Genomic DNA, 20,022 nt, shown 5'->3' on the forward strand with positions numbered 1-20,022 from the left:
AAATGAGAAAAATATTATACCTACTCGCTATCATAGCTGTAGCCGGATGTCAGAAGAACGAACCTGACTTGCTCATGGGTAAGAATGCTTCCGAACGTATACAGCAGAACAAGGAAAATCTCAAAAAAACGCTCTCGGAGGCGCCTTATGGTTGGAAATTGAGCTATTTTCCTAAAAAGAATACCTTCGGAGGCTATACCTTTCTAATGAAGTTCACCCTCGGAGGACGCGTAACGATGGTGGCTGATTTCGGTAGTGGAACAACCCCTCAGGAGAGTGGCTACCAAATTCAGGAAGGACAGGGTCCCCTTTTGGTCTTTACCACCCGAAACTACATTCATACCCTGCTCGAACCTCTTACCTATAGTTTAGACCCTCGTGAGCATATCGGTAAAGGTCTCGAAGGTGAATTTCAGTTTGTCTATATAGGGCAGGAGGGCGATAAACTTAAGTTCAAAACCCAACGAAAGGCAACCGAACAATTCCTTTATTTCGAGAAGGCCACTGCCGAGGATTGGACAACTATAGGTACTCAGGGTGAACAGCTCGATGGTATTGATCATACCTATTACCTAAAAGTAACTTCTGCTCAAGGGGTGGAGAATTACTTTGTAAGAAGTGCCTTCCGCATGTTCCTCTTTACCTCCATGCAGGATAGCCACAAAGCAAGCCGAGCAGGTATTGCAGTGAATTCTAATGAACTGACCTTCACTCCTTCGTTGGAGATAGCAGGAGAAAAATTCACTCATATGACAGCAGTGCCAGGAACTCCTCCGCTGAACTATAGAGCACAAAGCAATGGAGTGACTATTGAGCTAAGACACTTCAACAATCCTATGGATGAGTTCGAATCCCAAGGAGATGTTGTCACTGACTTTATAGTACTCTTAGGCGATCAAGCACATCTTAACTTGCCTTATATGAGTGCGGACTTCAAAAGAGACTTCTATACAGAGGTAGGCGAAGGGAAATTCTTCTCCTATGAGCTACTCTTCCAATCCGATGCGGATACCCCTCTCTTGCGGGTAGGCTATACCCCTACAGGAAACCAAAATGATAGAGTGTATTACGCATACAAATGCAACTATGAAATCCGTGATAAGAAGATATACATCACCTTCATAGGCGAGCATGAGGATATGGATGAGTTCTGGATAGATCCTAATAATGAAGAAATTCTACAGATGGCACAGGAGCGATTGACTCATTTTATTCAAATGAGCTCGCAAGGTATCTATCTTTGGAAGTCCAGCTTATCGGCAACCTTGGGACCAGTATACTATATGAGAAGTATCTCAGAACCTAAATATTACTTCCCTGGCACAGTAAACCAAGCCGTGGAAGAATAAGAGATATATTGTTAATAATGGTTAATGATTCATCCCATGCGAGGATGAATCATTAACCATTATTGAATTATTATATATTTCTCATTGGTCATTTCTTATTTAATTCGTATCTTTGCACTTAGAAATAATCTAAATCAAAATGGATCAAATCTCACAAATTCTTTTCTTAGTATCCGACAGCTTGCTCATTCCAGACATCATAGTGCTGTTGATACTCTTTGTACGCGCGCTACTGCTCTCTGGAAGCTTTTATAACCAATTCATTACCAAATACAAAAACCAACGACAGCTCTCCCCCATCTTGGAGACGCTCTCCCCTGAGTCACTACCTCGCTTACAGGAAGCGCTCCCCGAGAAGGACAATTCTCTCTTTGTAAAACACCTGCGTAAGATCCTACTTCGTCCTACCGACGGGGCTTATGCTGATTATATGATTTCCAATTTTGAGAATGAGGCTGAAAAGGATATCGTCACCTCCAAACTACTCTCCAAGGTAGGCCCTGTACTGGGACTTATCGGAACACTTATCGCCATGAGCCCTGCTCTTACAGGTCTCTCTCAGGGGGACATCTCCAAGATGGCTTCCAATATGCAGGTGGTCTTCGCCACCACTGTAGTGGGACTGGTGGTAAGCTTAGTAGGGCTTATCACCCTACAGTTCAAACAACGCTGGTATGCCAAAGAGGTAAACCAGTTAGATTATATTTCCCGTATTGCTACCCAACAAACTCCTGAGAAATGAGAAATACCCGAAGAACAAACCCATTCAAGGACGACGATGCTGATCCACTAAGTGTCGTGGTCAATCTCTTCGATGTCGCCATGGTTTTCTCCGTTGCTCTGATGGTCTCCATGGTGATGAATCTGAACCTCTCTGCCTTTTTCACAGGAGGAGACTTTACTATTGTCAATAAAAATGGAGATGATATGGAGATTATCCAGAAAAAAGGAGAGAAAATTACCAAATACAAAACTGCTAAAGGGGCTTCCTCTTCGAGTTCCTCCAAGGACAAAGGTAAGCGATTGGGAACCCTCTATGAGAATGAGGACGGAGAGAATATTTTTGTCCCAGACTAATCTTTCGAAAGCTTATGTTATCACAGTCACTCAGGGGATATTCCCTTATCTTAGCCTCTGCTTCTCCTCGTAGAGCACAGTTTCTCAGGGACTTGAACCTACCCTTTGAAGTTCGCATTAAGCAAACGGATGAGCACTATCCCAAAGACTTAAAAGGGGCTGAAATTCCCTTATATATTGCCCAAGAAAAAGCCCATGCTTTCTCGGGAGAAATCACTGAAAAAGAAATTCTTATTACTGCTGATACCCTTATTTGGTTCGAGGGTAAGGCTATCGGCAAGCCCAAGGACTATGCTGATGCCATGGCAACACTAAAGGCTTTCTCTGGGAAAACACACGAGGTTATCACCGCTGTATGCCTGAAAGGAAAGGAGCAACAAAGGGCTTTTTATGAGAGTACTCAGGTGACTTTCTCCGCCCTTACCCCTGAAATGATTGATTACTATCTTACTCACTACCAACCTTTTGACAAGGCTGGCAGCTATGGGATACAGGAATGGATAGGTGCTGTAGGAATTACCCAAATCAAGGGGTCTTATAACAATGTTGTAGGCTTCCCTACTCAGCGGTTTTGGAAGGAACTCACCGAGATGATAGCCTCCCAAGCTATATAGTTCGCTCTATGACGTAAGTGACTATCTGTAGCAGTGCTTTTTTATAAGGAGAATCCGGAAAGCGATCCAATATAGCCACCGCTTTTGCTTGGTATTCTTTCATTTTCTTCTGGGTATAGTTGATTCCTCCATGTGCTTTGACAAAGGCAATGACTTCTTTCACCCGTTTTTTGTCTGTATTGTGATTTTTGATGCTATTGATCAGCCAATGGCGGTCTTTTTCGGCAACCGTATTGAGGGTATAGATTAGTGGGAGAGTCATTTTTTGTTCCTTAATATCGATTCCTGTAGGCTTTCCAATAGCTTCTTCTGTATAATCAAAGAGGTCATCCTTTATCTGGAAGGCCATCCCGACATATTCTCCAAAAAGGCGCATTTGCTCTATCACTTGGCTATTTTCAGGAGCTACCGAGCAAGCTCCCATAGCACAGCAAGCGGCAATGAGGGTAGCCGTTTTCTGGCGGATAATCTCATAATATACTTCCTCGGTGATATCCAATCTGCGCGCTTTTTCCATTTGTAAGAGCTCTCCCTCACTCATCTCTCGTACTGCTACGGAAATGATTCTCAATAGATCAAAATCCCCATTGTCTATAGAAAGAAGTAGTCCCTTGGAGAGGAGATAATCCCCTACCAGAACTGCTATCTTATTCTTCCACAAGGCATTGATGGAGAAGAAACCACGCCTTTTGTTACTATCATCTACGACATCGTCATGAACTAGAGTAGCCGTATGGATCAGCTCAATGACCGCCGCTCCTCGGTAGGTACGCTCCTGTACGAGTCCTTCAGAGACAAGCTTTGCCACCAAGAATACGAACATGGGGCGCATCTGTTTCCCTTTGCGGTTTACTATATAGTGGGTGATACGATTGAGCAAGGCCACCCTTGAGGACATAGAGTCTCTGAACTTGTCCTCAAAGGTGGCCATCTCCTGAGCGATAGGCTCTTTTATTTGTTCTATGATTTTCGCCAAAGCAAAAAGTTATTTATATCTTACTCCCATTCCAGAAGGCGTCTTTCCCCTTCTATGGTTTTTATATCGGTAATATCCTGAGACATTTCTATCACTCCGCGATAGTTCTTTTGAGCATCGCGTACAGCGAAGTAGCGTACATAGATGAGTCTACCACGATAGTTGAACCAGAAGTTAGCTTCATTCTGGGTACCATTGCGGAAGGCTTCTACAATCTTCAGTACTGTCCCTACACTCTTAGGAGGGTGACAGAACTTCACCTCGCGGCCTATGATTCCTGCACTACGAGGGAATACTCGTTCCTCTCCTCGGTTGTAGAAGATTACCTTGTCATTCTCATCGACAAAAGTAATATCAATAGGTAAGGTTTTGAGCAATAGGTTCACCTGTTCTATGGTCATATAGCCTTCGTCGTAGTGCTGTGCATTTTCATCAAAAACCACATCAGTACGTAGGGTAGTATCCTCAGAAGGGTGTATATATCCGGATTCATTAGGGTAAGTAGGTGGTGGAGTAGGAAGCATCCAACCAATCTCGTCCTCTCCTTGGCGCATCTTGATCCAATCCTCTTCAGAGAGAATCTCCAATGAGCGGGCAAAAAGAATGTTGTACTCTACAGAGAGTAAGCGCTGGAGGTTGTCCTCCACATATACCATATTCTCTTTAGCTTTAGCTAAATCCTTCTCTTCTAAGTTCTTTCTGACCAAGCGGAACATATCGCGAATGGTATCGTGGAATGACCACATATTCTGAGAAGGGTTCGTCCACCCCTTTTGCTCCAAGAAAGGAAATAGCTGATTTTCTTTTCTTTGGAATCGCTTCTCCACGGAGGAAAGGTGATTGAAGAGATTATAGAACTTCTGATAATCCTTCTCGGGATCCGTTTGCATGATTTCTTCTAAAAGGTTTTGGATAAGTTCTGTTTCATGCAAATAAGTGCGTATAGGGTGTCCTTCGGCTAATTCTGAATACATAAATAAAGGGTATTAAATAGGTGGCAAATGTACGAAATTTTTTTGAGGAAAGAAACATAAATATTTGCTTTGAGAATAAAAAAAAATATGCTATCTTTGCTCTCTAAATTTTTTGATATAAATACAATGGCAAAAGAAACAACTTTTGATGTACTTATTGAGATTCCAAAGGGAAGTAGAAACAAGTACGAATATGATTTTGATTTAGGAAAAATGCGCTTCGATAGAATGCTCCATACCTCCATGGTGTACCCTACTGACTATGGTTTTATTCCAGAAACTTTGGCCGATGATGGGGATCCTTTGGATGTATTGGTGATCTCCACCATTCCTTTTTTCCCTGGATGTGTAGTAGAGGTAAAACCTGTGGGTATCCTCTATATGTCCGATGAAAAAGGAGGGGACGAAAAAGTACTTTGTGTGCCTAAGGCCGATCCTATGGTAAAATCACTCAATGAACTTGACCAAGTAAACCCTCACCTTACTAAGGAAATAGAACACTTCTTCAAAGTATACAAAGACTTGGAAAACAAGAAGGTAGAAGTACGTGGCTGGGGAGATGCTCAGAAAGCGCTTGAGGTATACGAAGAATGTATCGCCCGCTACAAAGGACAAAGTGCAAAGAAATTTGTTCTTTAATGATTAATACCAACAATGATTAATGCCAACGCCTATTAATCATTGACCATTAATCATTGATCATTAACCATTAATCATTAAAAAAGATGGCAAAAAAAGAAAAAGATAAAGTAGAGGAAATCAAGGACAAAGATGCCAAAGCCCAAGCCCTGAAGCTCGCCTTGGAGCGCTTAGAGAAATCCTTCGGTAAGGGGACTGTAATGCGCCTTGGGGACAAAGTAGCTGAGAAGGTAGAGGTTATCCCTTCTGGCTCCTTAGGGTTGGATATTGCCTTGGGGGTAGGAGGTTATCCTCGTGGTAGGGTCATTGAGATCTTCGGTCAGGAATCCTCTGGTAAGACCACCCTAACCCTACATGCGATTGCTGAGGCTCAAAGACAAGGAGGTTCTGCTGCTTTCATAGATGCAGAGCATGCCTTTGACCCTTATTATGCTAAAAAAATAGGAATCGATATAGACAACCTAATCGTCTCCCAGCCAGACAATGGAGAACAAGCTCTTGAGATTGTTGATGGTTTGGTACGATCCGGTGCGGTAGATATTATTGTAGTGGACTCTGTGGCTGCCCTTACTCCTAAGGCTGAAATAGATGGGGAAATGGGAGATTCCAAAATGGGAGTACATGCCCGATTGATGTCACAGGCGCTACGCAAGATCACTGGTAGTATCAGTAAAGCCAATTGCGTGGTAATGTTCATCAACCAGCTTCGAGACAAGATAGGTGTTACTTTCGGAAATCCTGAAACAACCACTGGGGGGAACGCACTGAAATTCTACTCGTCCGTACGTGTAGATGTACGCCGACAAGCCGCTCCACTGAAGAACAAAGACGGGGAGGCTTATGGTAATCTTACCCGAATCAAAGTGGTGAAAAATAAAGTAGCTCCTCCTTTCCAGAAAACAGAATTTGAAATTATCTATGGAGAGGGTATCTCCAAGGTTTCTGAAATCGTAGATTGGGGTACCGAATTCGACATCCTCTCCAAGAGTGGTGCTTGGTATAGTTATCAAGGAACACGCCTTGCCAATGGTCGTGATGCGATGAAGGCTTTACTTCTTGACAATCCCGAAATGGCCGAAGAGATTGAAAACAAAATCAAAGAGGCTGTCAAGGAAGGAAAAGTAGTAGTGAAGAAAAAAACCAAAAGCAGCAGTAGCAAATCCAAAGGAAAATCCAATGAGGATGACGATGATAATTACGACGAACCGGAGGATGACGACAACTATCCAGATGAAGAAGACGATGATTAATAACAAAAAAACCGCTCTTTTGGGGAGCGGTTTTTTCTATTTATATAATATGGCATCAGAAGAGATGGAAGGTAGCGCGAGCAAAGACATAGCGTCCATTGAGCCCAAACTGAGAAGTGGCTCGTGAATAGACAAACTGGTCATTATTGTTATTAACCTTGACATTTTTCTCAGGATAAAGGTCAAAGAGGTTATTCACCCCAAGGGTAAAAGAGGTCTTCGGAGTGAAGTTATACGCTATAGAAAGGTCAGTGATTATTTTCCCACGGATCACTTGGTGTCCCCGCTCATCGAATACAAAATCTCCTACTTGGTCAGCAGTTCGAATGATATCAGGTCCTGTTGCCTTGCCATAATAAGTATTGCGCAAGTAGCCATTCCATTTTCCTATGGTAAGATTGTGAGAAAGTGTCGCTTTGAAGCGAGGGATTACCTCTTCCAAAAGTACTCGAGAGCGCTCGGAGAAGAATTTCTCCTCAAGTCCTGCAGCCTTGATAGCTCTTGGGGTATGTATCTCTCCTACCTTTTTAGTTTGGGTAAGGTTAAAAGCAAAATCATTGGTCAGGGAGAGCTTATCGTTTTGTAACGAATGGCTCAGTACTACATCTATCCCTTTGGTTTCTACATCTACCGCATTGGCAAAGAACTGTACGGTATTGACATTGGCCAAATCAAATATTTGTTTGAGTTCATTCTCAGCAGTAGTATTCCCTGCAGGACGAGAAAAAGCTTCAGTAAGGATAATACGGTCATCCACACGGATAAAGTAAGCATCGGCACTGAGAGAGAGACCCGCCTTAGGTACTTTCAAAGCGAAACCTGCACTAACCGACTTGGATTTTTCTTCGCGAAGCTTATCTATTCCAAAGAGTTCTGCTGCACGAGAGATATTGTTGAAAGTACCTGTTTCCTGCAATACTCCATTGATCTGCAAGGTATTGATATTGGTATAATACAACTGATGAATAGAAGGAGCACGGAAGCCGGTAGAGGCAGCCCCGCGGAGATTCACATTCGGAAAGAGTTTTACACGTGTAGCGAGCTTATAGTTAAAGGTATTTCCAAAGTCTGAATAATGTTCATAACGCACTGCAGCATTAGCCAACAACCATTTGGTAATATCTGTTTCGAATTCTCCATACCCTGCCACTACATTACGTGTTTTGGTAAGAGCACTTTCTTTCCTAAATCCAGGGAGCACTTGTGCCCCTCCAGGGAGTGCGTTCCCAAAAAAGTCAGTTGTCTTTTGGCTGCTTGGTGCTCCCAACGGGAGTACTCCGCCATGTATATCATAGGTAGCATAGGAGAGTTCCTCGCCTGCCACTGTACTATAAGCCTCATGACGCTGCTCCAATCCAAAAGAAATATTAGCCTTTTCAAAGAGCTCAAGAGGGCGAGAGAAGTCTAAGTTGATCGTATTCTGCAGGAAGCGTAACTTACCAGCATCGAAGGAGTCCGGAGAGGCAAAGCGTAAGCTGGTATTGCCTGTATTCTTAATGGTGTAGGCGAACTCATTGCGACCAAAGGTATTACTCAAGTCGATATGCCACTTCCCTACTTCTCCACGTATCCCTGCCGAGATAGAGGAATCCTGTATGTCGGTAGTTATCTTAGGCAAATATCCATTGGGATGTAAGCCTGTGAAAGTACGAGCTTGGTTAGGACGACGGAAGAAGCCTCCTGCCTCTCCATAGCGATAACTCTGCCCTCCGAAAGCATAAAGTTCCCAGTGCTTAGAGAAAGGAATCACTGCATTGATAAAGAACTGAGTCCCCAAGAGACTGGATTGGCCTACATGCATATTGAAATCTTTGCGCCCCAAGCCTCGGTAAGCGAGTTCCTGCTCGGTAAAGTCCTTCTTGAGAAGCGGCTGCAAGGCTGCTATAGAGGTAGCACCCTGTATCTGAGAGAGATAGCTACTATCAAAATAATCTACCTCCTGAGCATAACCTTTGATAAGCCCTAATAGGCGAGAGTCTGCATCTACATTGATATTGCTAAAGTACCCCGATAAGTTGTCATTGTGCTCAAGAGCACGCAGTTCTATAGCATTGTAAGCATTGAAAATATCTCCATCAAAAGTACCTGCACGATGAGTTGTGTTACGGAACTGAGCAGAGAAAGTTAGGTTGAAGAATCCCCCCTTCTTGCCCAATTCGGTACCGTAATTAATATCCAGCTGACCTTGTCCGCCATCAAAGTCACCCCTATGGTCATTAGCCTTAGGTGTAAGGTGACCTCCATAACTTACCTGAGCGGAAAGCCCTTTTTCTTTTTTGAGCTCTAAGTTCATCACCCCTGCGATGGCATCCGATCCATACTGAGCAGAAGCTCCATCACGCAATACCTCTATACGAGAGAGCGCAAAGGAAGGAATCGTATTCAGATCGGTTCCTACAGTGCCTCGCCCTGGAGTCCCATTGACATTGATAAAGGCAGAAGTATGTCGGCGCTTTCCGTTGAGAAGTACCAAAGTTTGATCAGGCCCCAACCCACGCAACTGAGCTGGGTCAAGGTGATCCGAACCATCGGACACCACTTGAGTAGTGGAGGTAAAAGAGGGTGCTATACTATTGAGTATCTGGTTAATATTCGCCTGTGGCTGTGTCTTGCTTGTTTTGGTCACATCGAAGACATCCACCGGTACAGGGCTGTCAATCTTAGTGCGTCCTCCTGCACGAGAGCCCACCACCAAGAGTTCAGGAAGTTCCTCGGCTTCACTCTCCAAGGAGACTAAGAGTTGTTTGTGCTTGCCTACTTTGACTTCCTTCGTCTTAAATCCTATATAGGAAAAGACAAGAGTTTCTTCGGGAGATACTCTGAGGGTAAACTCTCCTTTCTCATTGGTCGTAGCCCCTCTGCTGGGACTATTCTTTATCAAGATGGTAACTCCCAAGAGAGGCTCCTTTTGATCATCAGTAACTTTCCCTTTGAGGGTCTGTGCTCCTGCCACTGTGGCGAGGAGAAAAAAAGCAAGGCTTAAAAGCTGTTGTCGAATTTTTGTTCTCATTCGGTCTAATAATTTAGGGTTATAAGTTTAAAAAGAAAAAAGAAAGCAACGATACTACATCATTGCTTTCTTTTTAGAATATCTATACTATGGACAAAATAAATTATGATGTCTTACTAAGGGTAAGCCATTGAGCAACACATCATGTTATTTCTTCGAATAATACTCATTCTTAATTATTAATTTTCAATTGTTAATCCTTTTCCACCGTTCATTGTTCACGATTTCAGGCGCAAAGGTAGTAAAAATTTTTTAATTACAAAACAAAAATAAATATTTTTTTTATTATTTTTATTTTATATAGTTTAAAAGCCTACTGCCACATCATCTCCACGAGGATCAGCACCTCCTTCTAAGCTACCATCTTTCTCTACCAAAATAGCATCTACACGACCAATAATTACAAAGTTTTCTTCCTTAGGCACATAGCCTTTAGCCTTCAGCTTACTGATGACCATAGGGTCAAAACCTTTGGGCTCGAACATGACATCGTCCGGTAACCATTGGTGGTGAAAGCGAGGCTTGCTTACCGACTCCTGCATAGTCATACCATACTCAAAGACATTGAGCATACACTGGAGTACAGAAGTAATAATGGTAGAGCCCCCTGGGGTACCTATAACCATACGGAGCTTGCCATTTTCCTCTACTATAGTAGGCGACATAGAGCTAAGCATTCGTTTGTTGGGTGCAATAGCATTCTTTTCAGACCCCACTAATCCGTAGGTATTTGGCTCCCCTGGCTTGATACTGAAATCATCCATTTGATTATTGAGGAAAAAACCAGCTCCTTTTACATATACCTTGGAACCATAATTGGTATTAAGAGTAGTGGTTACAGCTACCGCATTGCCCTCGCTGTCGACGATGGAGTAGTGAGTGGTCTCATCACTCTCATAACCGACCACCTTACCATGAGCTATCTCACTGGACTTGCTAGCCTTATCCCAAGAGAAGGTACTCATACGCTGTTTTAGATAGTCAGGAGAAAGTAGTGTCTGGGTAGGTACCTTTACAAAATCAGGATCCCCCAAAAAGTAAGCCCTATCGGCATAAGCACGTCGCTCAGCCTCTACTAAGAGCTGTACATATTTTTCCCCATTGTGAGGGTATTGCCCAATCTTGTAAGGCTCTATCGATTTGAGTATCTGAGCGATACAGAGCCCCCCACTGGAAGGGAGTGGCATAGAGGAAATGGTATAATTCTTATAATTGAATGTAATAGGAGTACGCCACTGAGAGTGATAGTTCTTCAAGTCTTCAAAAGAGAGAATCCCCCCTAATTCTTGGACATAGCTTACGATACGCTTGGCAGTCTCTCCCTCGTAAAATTCAGCGCGACCATTGTCTCGGATACGCTCTAAGGTCTGTGCTAGTTCCTCATACTTAAAACGCTCACCTGCCTTCCATCCATTCTCAAAAGGAGTGACATAATTATTGGCTTTTTTTATCTGTTCTACATTTTTCCCCATGTAGAAATCCGCCTGTAAGGGAGTGATGACCACCCCATTGCGAGCTAAATCGATAGCTGGTTGTATAAGCTCTGCCATAGGGAGTTTTCCAAATTTCTGATGTACTTCAAAGAGTGCATCTATCGTACCAGGCACCCCTATCGCAAGCGCCCCAAGGGTACTCTTACCAGGAATCACCTTGCCATTGGCATCCAAGTACATATCACGATGTGCTTTGTTAGGTGCTTTTTCTCGATAGTCCAAAGCGCCTTTTTCTCCATTAGCCAAACGGTATACCATAAAGCCTCCCCCGCCTATATTCCCAGCATTGGGGTAAGCCACTGCCAAGGCTAATTCTGTAGCCACCATTGCATCAAAGGCATTACCTCCTTTTTTAAGGATTGCAAGCCCTATCTCGGAGGCTTCCCTCTTGGCACTCACGACCATAGCATGCTTGGCCAATACCCCTTTTTTCTGTCCTGTAGCTACTTTCCCAGTAGTGCATGCACTCACTAATAAGAAAAGAAGTGCTCCAAAAAATGAAAAGATTCTTTTTACAATCATAATATTTTTGCTTTATTTCAATTCAATGGCAAATATAGTTATTTTTTTGAAATAAAAAAGGGGTTTGTAAAAAAACTTCTCTTCTTCCCTATGAAGCTGTTTAAACTTTTCCTTAATAATAAAGTAAAAGCTCCCAAGAATTAGTAATTTTGTGTTTGAGAAAAAAGAATACCAAAATTCAGGAGCTTTGGACAAAGATACAATAAATCATTGGATTATTCCCTTTTTAAGTGTAGAAAAAAGATTTAGTTTCAATAATGGAGCGCAATTAGCTTTTACTTTCCTACCCTATATGTTTTTTTTCCTATTCTCAACAATTGATATTGCAAATGCTTATGGCTATAAAGTCTCATTGATCCAAAAACTTCTATAGTTTCAGTGTCATTTTTAAAGTAATAGGTAGGTAGTGCACTGAGTTCTTCTTGAGATTTAACAGTTTCAAAGCGTGTTTTTAGATGATAGGTAAGAAAAGGTTTTATAATATGGTAATATAAAATGGTGGCATATCCATAGTTATCTTGGTAAGTTTGTACATATTGAGGCTGAATATAAGTGCGTTTTAGGCTCCTTTCTTGTATAGGAAAACGTTTTTCGTCGAATAGTTCAGGGTAATTGTACTGAGTTTTCAATGTTTCTTTACCAAGATCGGTGTAGAAATACTGCCATTTGTCATCTTTTAGGAAGAAAACTTTGCTCTTTTCCCTCTTTACTATTTTAAAGCAAGTGGCTTTAGTTTTTACATTGTTTTCAAAATAAGTTTGTTGTTCCTCTTTTGTCCAATTTTTAGAGGCTTCTACAAAGGTCATAGGCAAGAAATCTTCATCATCATTTAAGAAGAACGAACTATAGGTATTATCAGCAATATTGATTATATAATCATCTACAATATAAGCTACTTTTCTATGATCATCATCAGTGGGTACTTCTATTGATTGCTGATATCCTAAGGTATCGAATTTTACAATATAGGAGGACATACGATCATCTTGAACCATAACCACTTCATTTAGGTGATTGAGAAAACAACTAGTGAGATCTTCTGATTCATTAGTAGGAACTTCGTGAATACAATGTCCTTTCTCTTGGGCACAAACCGATACTTCATAGTCTAAATCTTCATAGTTTTGGTAAGTTATAGGTAAGTTTTTTTCAGAACTCAGTTTAGAGAAAGAAACGTTCAATTCTTTCATTATCCAAGCAAAGAAAGCGATGGAACAACCTATTGCTCCTAAGGACAATATTATCTGCTTGTAGTAGATAGCATAGAAGAGCCATATCCCTAAAATCAAAGGAATAGGAAAAAAAAGAAGCCACACTTCTGAGTATAAGCTTGTGGAAAACTCATTGACAAGAAAGATAAAAAAAGCAGCAAAGAAAATGCCAACGAGTAGTGCCGGTAAAAAGAGGAATTCTTTCATAAAATTTCAATTTTCAGAGACAAAAATAAGAAAAACAGGTAATTTATCAAACAAAAAATTACTTTTTAATACTTGAATTTAGGTTCTTTTTGGCTAATAAAAGCAATTGATTTTCCTGCTTTACTTTTGGAAATACAGTTATCTGATAGGTGTTCTGAAAATATTGAACAAAGCCCCTATTCCGCTGTGCTTGGGATTTGTTTTTTACAATTGTATTGAAGAGAATTACCCCATTAGAGTTCAGAAGTGTATTCAATTGCAAGAAAAAGGGAGGAGCAAAGAGGAAAGAAGGCATCTGGTCATCTTGGAATATATCCACAATGATCAAATCATATCTCTCTGAGGTATTTTTTACATACTCCTGTGCATCTTGGATAAATAATTGTAGATTTTTCACCTTGTCCAAGTCAAAGAATTGTTTGCCTATAGCAATTACTTCTGGGTCGATCTCTACCCCATGTATTTCTCCATCAAATGCTATTTCCTTTACCAAGGTTTCCACTACACTCCCTGCGGCAATACCTAAGATCAGTATCTTTTTTTGCTTTTTTATAGCGCTAAAGCCTATTTGCTCAAGCCCAAAGCGCAATACCTGCTGGAGCCTTCCATAAGAATAGTCGGTATTAGGCGAATTGAGTAGCTTTTTCCCATTAAGAAGGGTTACCGAAAGGGTTCCACTGACCGTGGAGGTTCTTTGGTGGAGAGATAAAGGAAAAATATAACTAAGGATACGCCTGAACATTGGTTTTTCTTCTATGGGATGTCTAAATATTTATGCATTTGTAAGGAGATTTTCCACTGAGGATTTTCCATGACATAGTCCACTATGAGAGGTACCATTCGCTCCCTTCGGCTCCACTCGGGCTGCAAATAGCGGATACAGTCAGGCTGTGTAAGGGCAGACATTTCTTCTGCAAAGAGAAAATCATGATGGTTGTAGATAATCATTTTCAGCTCACTTGCCTGCTGATGGACTTCAGGCAAGGGGCGTTTGTTTTTCTTAGGAGACAGACATATCCAGTCCCATACTCCTGTAAGAGGGTGAGCTCCAGAGGTTTCTATATGGGTACGCGCCCCCTTACTCTTGAGTAATTCTGTAAGGGGTTGTAGGTTGTACATAAGGGGTTCTCCTCCTGTAATGATGATCGTTTTGGAATGTGCCAATGCCCTCTGAGCAATCTCTTCAATAGGTACTCGTGGGTGTACTGAGGCATCCCAACTCTCCTTGACATCACACCAATGGCAGCCTACATCACAGCCCGCTAAGCGAATAAAATAAGCTGCGGTACCTCTGTAAAATCCTTCCCCCTGTATGGTGTAAAAATCCTCCATAAGGGGTAATATTGTTCCATCCATAGTTCTTTTTAGGTAAAGTCGCAGAAAGGCAAGTAATAGAATCACAATTTGCCCAATATATTGGGCAAATTGTGATTCTTCTCTGTTATTGAGCTAATTGCGATTCGCTCCCTATTGTTCTTGTTGTACTCGGCGGGAGTAATCCATAGATACGGCAGAGCGTTCGAACTTGAGTTTCCCAGAAAGGGTCTCTACAACCACTGTAGTATCGGTAAGCTCTACGATTCTTCCATGCAGACCACTCTTCATGATAACCTTGTCTCCCTTCTTGAGCGCTCCATAGAATTTTTTTTCTTGTCGCTGTCTTCTCATAGAAGGAAAAATCATAAAGACACACATGATCACCACCATGATAATGAGAAAGGTGAAGTTGCCTCCTCCTGCTTGAGGAGCTGCTTGTAGTACTATATTCATATAAATTGCGTTTTTTACGGTTTTACATTTGCATTGATAGTGAGGGTTTCTGTTCCCTGTTCGGTATTGGTCGTAAGGGTTACCGTCTTGGTAATATTTCCATTACCAGAGCCATTGTAGACTACCTTAATAGCTCCTGTCGCCCCTGGTGCGATGGCTTCCTTAGGATACTCTGGTACGGTACATCCACAGCTACTGGAGGCATTGGTGATTACCAAGGGTACCTTCCCTGTGTTCTTAAAATTAAAAAGGGTTTGTACTTCCACCCCTTGCTTTATTTCCCCAAAGTCATGAGTGGTTTCCTCAAACTTTATCTGAGGAAATTGATTAGCTTTTTCAGCCAACTCCTGAGCCTCTTTGAGGTTGTTTTGATTGATCTTTCCAGCAGCATCTGTGCCCTTATCTGCACAAGAAGCCAAGAAAGCCATTCCTGCTAAAACAAATATTTTTTTCATAAAACAGTTTTTATAATAATTATTGGTTAACGACTGATTTTTAATAATTTACATATTTTTTTCTAAGCACTAACCATAGGAGTACTATATTTTTTTATCAAAGTGCAAAGGTAGTAAAAAATATTGATCACTATAACAGTCCTCTTCCTATTTTCTTAAGTTTCCCTTCTTGTTGGAAATCCTTAGAAAGGGTATCAAGGATTCCATTGACAAAGACACTGCTCTTAGGGGTAGAATATTCCTTGGCAATCTCCACATATTCATTGAGTGTAACCTTGACAGGAATACTGGGGAACTTAAGGAACTCTGCAATTCCCATCTTTATCATAATTGCATCCAATTCGGTGATACGATCGGCATCCCACTTAGGAGTCTTCTCTACCAAATACTTATGGAAGGCCTCATCGTTAAGCACGGCCTTTCTTAGAAGCTCAATGGCAAAGTCCTTGTCGGACTTATCCTTGAACAAAGGAGGTAGAAAATCAGCTACTCCTCCCTCCGATAATCCCTTAAGAATCTTTACAATAAGGGTATTGATAATAGGGAAATCATCATCCCAAGTAATCTCCCTATCCGATAAGAAGTCAAAAAGTTCCTCATTGGGGGCAATCACCTCCATATATAAGTCAATAAGTAGTTGCTTATCTGCTTGGAAACTTCTCTCAAGAGTGCTGTGGCGACGATACACTTGGCTCTCGACAATCTTGTTATAGAGGATATTTACATATTCATTATAGGTATGCCAAGAGAGTTTTTTTTCTGCTTCGATAGCCTCCTTCAGGGGCTCATTGGTTGTAATAAGTTGTAGCGCTTTGTTCTCACAGAAGAGAGTGTGTGAGAGATTTTCATCACGGATGAATTTGCTTTTGGAGAGGGCATGCATCTGTGAAGAGCGTTCCTGTAGTGCACCCCATAAGCCCATAAGGGAGATGTACAAACTATACATATTATCCATACTTGAGAGTAGGAAGGATTCCCCTCTTTGCAAGTTATGATTTTCCTCCTTGTGCAGTGCATAGATCGCCTGCATCACCTTTACACGGATGTGCCTACGTGTGAGCATAAAGAACTTTAATTAATTGCGATTTTAGCGGCAAAAGTACATATTTTATTTTTTATACCCTTTGTTTTTCCTATTTTTATTTTTAAACAATTTATATATACCTTATTTACAGTGTTTTATAAAACAAAAATCTTCATATCCACCAATCGAAAAAGTTATCAACAATTCAATGTTGATAAAATAAGTCTTTTGTTTATAAGTCTTTAGCTCTTTCTTACTTTTTTCTCTTGCATAACCCTATTGAATAACCTAATTTTGCCGATATTTTCTAACCATGACACAAAACGAAATAGACCATATCCTACAACATATTAGTGAAGGGAATAAGCTCTTGGCAGTAAAAGAGCTGATGGACAAAGCTCAGATAAGCCTGAAAGATTCAGCAGAGATTATCAACCTAATTGCTGAGGGCAAGGAAAGCGATCTGAATGTCTGTCTACAACGGATCAAAGGAGGAGGTTTTTCAGAGCAGCCTTCCTCTCATATAGCTGAGGGGGCATACATTTCACAGAGCAAAATAAAAGAAATACAAGAGTTTGTCCACCAAGGGTACAAGCTTGCAGCGGTCAAGGCTCTGAAGGACGCTTCTGGAGTAGACCTAAAACAGGCCAAAGATATTATTGACGACCTTGATTTAGACAACACTATAGATCTCAACGCTCGTATTGCATCGGCCAAGAGTCATTACTCGGAGAGCTATGAGAGGATTAGTGCTACCTCAGATGCTGATGGTTCCAATGTACATTTCTATTATCAGAAGGGCAATGTCAAGGAAGAGGTAACTCCAGGTCACCCCATGTGGGAACGTGTAAAAGCCCAGTACAGCCATGGGTGGGAGGGAGCGCCTGAGGACATCGTCAAAGCCAGAGAACCTTTCCGAAAGGCCGTCCTTGAGATGGAAGCACAGGCAGGAGTCTCTGGTGGAAAAAGAGAAGACACCCTCTTTATTAAGAAAAAATCTTTCAATATTTTTGAGGGTATCAAGTGGTACTTTATCCTTGCCTTAGCAGCATGTATTATATATATGATATGGTCAATCTTTAATAGAGCCTGACCATGAACTATAGACAATTGATAATTAACAATTAAAAAAGATGGGAATTTTTGACAAAAGAGAGAATTACAAGCCTTTTGAGTATCCCGAAGTAATGAAATTCGTGGATATGATGCACCAAACATTCTGGGTGCATTCGGAAGTAGAATTTACCGCTGATATACAGGATTTCAAGTCCAATCTCAGCCTGGTAGAAAAAGAAGCTGTAAAGCGTGCACTCTTAGGTATTGCACAAGTAGAAGTAGCCGTAAAAACATTCTGGGGTGACCTCTATGATGTGTTTCCTAAGCCTGAGTTCAATGGACTGGGAGCCACCTTTGCCGAATGTGAGTTCCGCCACTCTGAGGCTTATTCACGCTTATTGGAGGTATTGGGCTACAACAATGAGTTCGAAGCACTCTTGGAAGTACCTATTTTCAAAGAAAGAAATACCATACTGAAAGAATACTTAGCCAAGAATCGTGAAAATGCGATGGAGCGTATCCTCTTCTTTACCTTAATTATAGAGAACGCTTCCCTATTCAGTCAGTTTGCCACTATTCTTTCCTTTACCCGCTTCAAGGGGTATATGAAGAATGTAGCCAATATCATCGCTTGGACTTCCGTAGATGAGCAAGTACATGCCAATGCCGGTATCTATATCCTTAAGACTATTTTTGACGAAAATCCAGAATTCCGTACTAAGGCAAAGAAAGAAGCTACTGAGTTTATCCGCGAGTACATTCTTTTGGAAGACAAAATGTTAGACTGGATATTCGAAGAAGGAGAATTAGAGTTCTTCTCCAAGAAGGATTTGGCTAACTATATGCGTTACCGCTTGGACGATGCCCTCACCCAGTTAGACTTAGGAAAGCCTTTCGGTATTACAGCCGAAGAAGCAAAACCTATGCTTTGGTTCGAGGAGGAGGTTTTTGTCAATGAATTAGACGACTTTTTCGCCAAACGACCTACTGCCTATACCAAGCACGACAAGAGTATCACCGCCAACGATTTATTCTAACACTGACCCAAACAAAATCTAATCTTTTACCAAACCATGAATCTAACCAAAGAAATCAATCAGGAAATCCACCTTATCGACACGGATTATTTCACCTTAGGAGAATACATCTATATGGCTATGGGACTGGTCAAGAAGCATCGTGTATGTATAGCCGTAGCCTACAAGATAGATTATTGTATCAAGAAAGCACTCCAGTTTGCTGAAGTAGACCCCGCGATAACCTTCACTCATATCAACAAAGTAAAGGTAGGAGAAACTGAAGCCCAAAAGCGATTCGAGTGGAAATCCTAAGAAGACAAATTTTTCTTGCAAAAAAGTTTGGCTATTTATAAAAAAAGTCTTACTTTTGCGCCCAAAATTGAATTAATTAAAAGCAACCGAATTATGTATGCAATTGTAGAGATAGCAGGGCAACAATTCAAAGTTAGCAAAGACCAAAAGATATTTGTTCACCGCTTGGACGAGAGTGAAGGAAGCGAAGTAATCTTCGACAAAGTACTTCTCATAGACCAAAATGGAGCAATTACCCTTGGCGCCCCCGCTATAGATGGTGCTTCTGTGCAAGCCAAAGTATTACGCCATGTAAAAGGAGACAAAGTGCTCGTTTTCAAAAAGAAAAGACGTAAAGGATACAAAGTAAAAAATGGTCACCGCCAGTTTTTCACTGAAATCTCTGTAGAAGAAATCCTTGCTACTGGAGGAAAAAAGGCTCCTGCAAAAGAAAGCAAACCTAAAAAATCTCAAAAAGACGACCTTACTAAGGTAGAAGGTATTGGTCCTAAAGCTGCTGAAGCTTTGGCAAAAGCTGGAGTAGATACTTTTGAGAAATTGTCTAAAAAATCTGTAGAAGAGATTCGTACCATTTTGGTAGAGGCAAGCAAAACCTTAGCACACCTTGATCCTCAGACCTGGGCTCAACAAGCACGCCTCGCTGCTGATGGCAAATGGGATGAGCTTAAAAAATGGCAAGACGAACTCAACGGAGGTATTGTAAAATAATGTATAACCGCTTGAATATCAAGTAAATAAATTAAAATAATATGGCTCACAAGAAAGGTGTCGGTAGTTCTAAGAACGGTAGAGAATCTCACTCTAAACGACTTGGCGTAAAGATATATGGTGGTCAGCTTGCTATAGCTGGTAACATCATCGTTCGCCAAAGAGGAACAGTACATGTAGCTGGAGAAAATGTATATATGGGTAAAGACCATACACTACATGCAGCTATTAGCGGAATTGTAAAGTTCCAAAAGAAAAAAGATAACAAATCTTATGTTTCTATCCAACCATTGGCAGAAGCATAAGAAGGAATATAACTCTTTTTTTAACTTCTAAGCAGTAAGATTTATCTCTTA

General features: G+C 41.2%; 21 protein-coding genes. 11 read left to right on the plus strand and 10 right to left on the minus strand.

Annotated elements, in window-relative coordinates; genetic code table 11:
• Positions 1 to 2 precede the first annotated feature (2 nt).
• From CGC50_RS04565 to CGC50_RS04580, 4 genes are all read left to right on the plus strand, one after another.
• Entirely contained in the window at positions 3 to 1,349 is a 1,347-nt protein-coding gene (locus CGC50_RS04565) for a DUF4302 domain-containing protein (RefSeq protein ID WP_095909874.1), read from the plus strand.
• 139 nt (positions 1,350 to 1,488) lie between these two features.
• Positions 1,489 to 2,091: a MotA/TolQ/ExbB proton channel family protein gene (locus CGC50_RS04570; protein WP_095909875.1), complete on the plus strand. Its 603-nt coding sequence runs from the start codon at positions 1,489 to 1,491 to the stop codon at positions 2,089 to 2,091.
• Complete coding sequence (locus tag CGC50_RS04575) at positions 2,088 to 2,426, plus strand: DUF2149 domain-containing protein (protein WP_095909876.1); 339 nt, start codon at positions 2,088 to 2,090, stop codon at positions 2,424 to 2,426. Before CGC50_RS04570 ends, CGC50_RS04575 begins: the two co-directional genes overlap by 4 nt.
• 14 nt (positions 2,427 to 2,440) lie before the next feature.
• Entirely contained in the window at positions 2,441 to 3,040 is a 600-nt protein-coding gene (locus CGC50_RS04580) for a Maf family nucleotide pyrophosphatase (protein ID WP_095909877.1), read from the plus strand.
• On the opposite strand, the gene CGC50_RS04585 is transcribed toward CGC50_RS04580, so the two are convergent.
• Both CGC50_RS04585 and CGC50_RS04590 read right to left on the minus strand, forming a co-directional pair.
• The gene (locus CGC50_RS04585; protein ID WP_198541655.1) at positions 3,033 to 3,971 is read right to left on the minus strand and encodes a polyprenyl synthetase family protein; all 939 of its coding nucleotides are present in this window, start codon (positions 3,969 to 3,971) and stop codon (positions 3,033 to 3,035) included. The genes CGC50_RS04580 and CGC50_RS04585 overlap by 8 nt on opposite strands.
• 65 nt (positions 3,972 to 4,036) lie before the next feature.
• Complete coding sequence (locus tag CGC50_RS04590; protein WP_095909879.1) at positions 4,037 to 4,990, minus strand: DUF438 domain-containing protein; 954 nt, start codon at positions 4,988 to 4,990, stop codon at positions 4,037 to 4,039.
• 126 nt (positions 4,991 to 5,116) lie between these two features.
• Between CGC50_RS04590 and CGC50_RS04595 the strand changes: the two genes are divergently transcribed.
• The gene (locus tag CGC50_RS04595; protein WP_002668715.1) at positions 5,117 to 5,629 is read left to right on the plus strand and encodes an inorganic diphosphatase; all 513 of its coding nucleotides are present in this window, start codon (positions 5,117 to 5,119) and stop codon (positions 5,627 to 5,629) included.
• Between the two features lie 86 nt (positions 5,630 to 5,715).
• On the plus strand, positions 5,716 to 6,879 hold the full coding sequence (recA, locus tag CGC50_RS04600) for a recombinase RecA (protein ID WP_095909880.1): 1,164 nt from the start codon (positions 5,716 to 5,718) through the stop codon (positions 6,877 to 6,879).
• A gap of 55 nt (positions 6,880 to 6,934) precedes the next feature.
• On the opposite strand, the gene CGC50_RS04605 is transcribed toward recA, so the two are convergent.
• The 8 genes from CGC50_RS04605 to CGC50_RS04645 form a co-directional block, all read right to left on the minus strand.
• A complete protein-coding gene (locus CGC50_RS04605) occupies positions 6,935 to 9,889 on the minus strand; it encodes a TonB-dependent receptor (RefSeq protein WP_095909881.1) in 2,955 nt (984 codons plus the stop codon).
• Positions 9,890 to 10,194: 305 nt separating this feature from the next.
• Complete coding sequence (gene ggt, locus CGC50_RS04610; RefSeq protein ID WP_095909882.1) at positions 10,195 to 11,904, minus strand: gamma-glutamyltransferase; 1,710 nt, start codon at positions 11,902 to 11,904, stop codon at positions 10,195 to 10,197.
• A 275-nt stretch (positions 11,905 to 12,179) separates the two neighbouring features.
• On the minus strand, positions 12,180 to 13,322 hold the full coding sequence (locus CGC50_RS04620) for a hypothetical protein (protein ID WP_095909884.1): 1,143 nt from the start codon (positions 13,320 to 13,322) through the stop codon (positions 12,180 to 12,182).
• Positions 13,323 to 13,380: 58 nt separating this feature from the next.
• Complete coding sequence (locus tag CGC50_RS04625) at positions 13,381 to 14,064, minus strand: spermidine synthase (protein WP_095909885.1); 684 nt, start codon at positions 14,062 to 14,064, stop codon at positions 13,381 to 13,383.
• An 11-nt stretch (positions 14,065 to 14,075) separates the two neighbouring features.
• On the minus strand, positions 14,076 to 14,678 hold the full coding sequence (locus CGC50_RS04630) for a 7-carboxy-7-deazaguanine synthase QueE (RefSeq protein ID WP_095909886.1): 603 nt from the start codon (positions 14,676 to 14,678) through the stop codon (positions 14,076 to 14,078).
• A 111-nt stretch (positions 14,679 to 14,789) separates the two neighbouring features.
• Positions 14,790 to 15,092 (minus strand): preprotein translocase subunit YajC, encoded by a 303-nt coding sequence (yajC, locus tag CGC50_RS04635; RefSeq protein ID WP_002668770.1) that lies wholly within the window; start codon positions 15,090 to 15,092, stop codon positions 14,790 to 14,792.
• Positions 15,093 to 15,106: 14 nt separating this feature from the next.
• Positions 15,107 to 15,547: a DUF1573 domain-containing protein gene (locus tag CGC50_RS04640; RefSeq protein ID WP_002668671.1), complete on the minus strand. Its 441-nt coding sequence runs from the start codon at positions 15,545 to 15,547 to the stop codon at positions 15,107 to 15,109.
• Positions 15,548 to 15,677: 130 nt separating this feature from the next.
• Positions 15,678 to 16,610 (minus strand): transcription antitermination protein NusB, encoded by a 933-nt coding sequence (locus tag CGC50_RS04645; RefSeq protein ID WP_095909887.1) that lies wholly within the window; start codon positions 16,608 to 16,610, stop codon positions 15,678 to 15,680.
• A gap of 274 nt (positions 16,611 to 16,884) precedes the next feature.
• Between CGC50_RS04645 and CGC50_RS04650 the strand changes: the two genes are divergently transcribed.
• The 5 genes from CGC50_RS04650 to rpmA all read left to right on the plus strand — a co-directional run bounded on the left by CGC50_RS04650 (position 16,885) and on the right by rpmA (position 19,971).
• Complete coding sequence (locus CGC50_RS04650) at positions 16,885 to 17,664, plus strand: hypothetical protein (RefSeq protein WP_232781193.1); 780 nt, start codon at positions 16,885 to 16,887, stop codon at positions 17,662 to 17,664.
• Positions 17,665 to 17,704: 40 nt separating this feature from the next.
• Positions 17,705 to 18,664 (plus strand): ribonucleotide-diphosphate reductase subunit beta, encoded by a 960-nt coding sequence (locus tag CGC50_RS04655; RefSeq protein WP_002668643.1) that lies wholly within the window; start codon positions 17,705 to 17,707, stop codon positions 18,662 to 18,664.
• A gap of 36 nt (positions 18,665 to 18,700) precedes the next feature.
• Positions 18,701 to 18,958 carry a hypothetical protein gene (locus CGC50_RS04660; RefSeq protein ID WP_002668667.1) on the plus strand — a complete coding sequence of 86 codons (258 nt, stop codon included), beginning with the start codon at positions 18,701 to 18,703 and terminating at the stop codon, positions 18,956 to 18,958.
• Positions 18,959 to 19,051: 93 nt separating this feature from the next.
• Entirely contained in the window at positions 19,052 to 19,666 is a 615-nt protein-coding gene (gene rplU, locus CGC50_RS04665; protein ID WP_002668652.1) for a 50S ribosomal protein L21, read from the plus strand.
• A gap of 41 nt (positions 19,667 to 19,707) precedes the next feature.
• On the plus strand, positions 19,708 to 19,971 hold the full coding sequence (gene rpmA / locus CGC50_RS04670) for a 50S ribosomal protein L27 (protein ID WP_002668700.1): 264 nt from the start codon (positions 19,708 to 19,710) through the stop codon (positions 19,969 to 19,971).
• The last annotated feature ends 51 nt before the right edge of the window (positions 19,972 to 20,022 follow it).

It is taken from the genome of Capnocytophaga gingivalis (assembly GCF_002302415.1).
In the GTDB taxonomy this organism is placed as follows: Bacteria; Bacteroidota; Bacteroidia; order Flavobacteriales; family Flavobacteriaceae; genus Capnocytophaga; species Capnocytophaga gingivalis.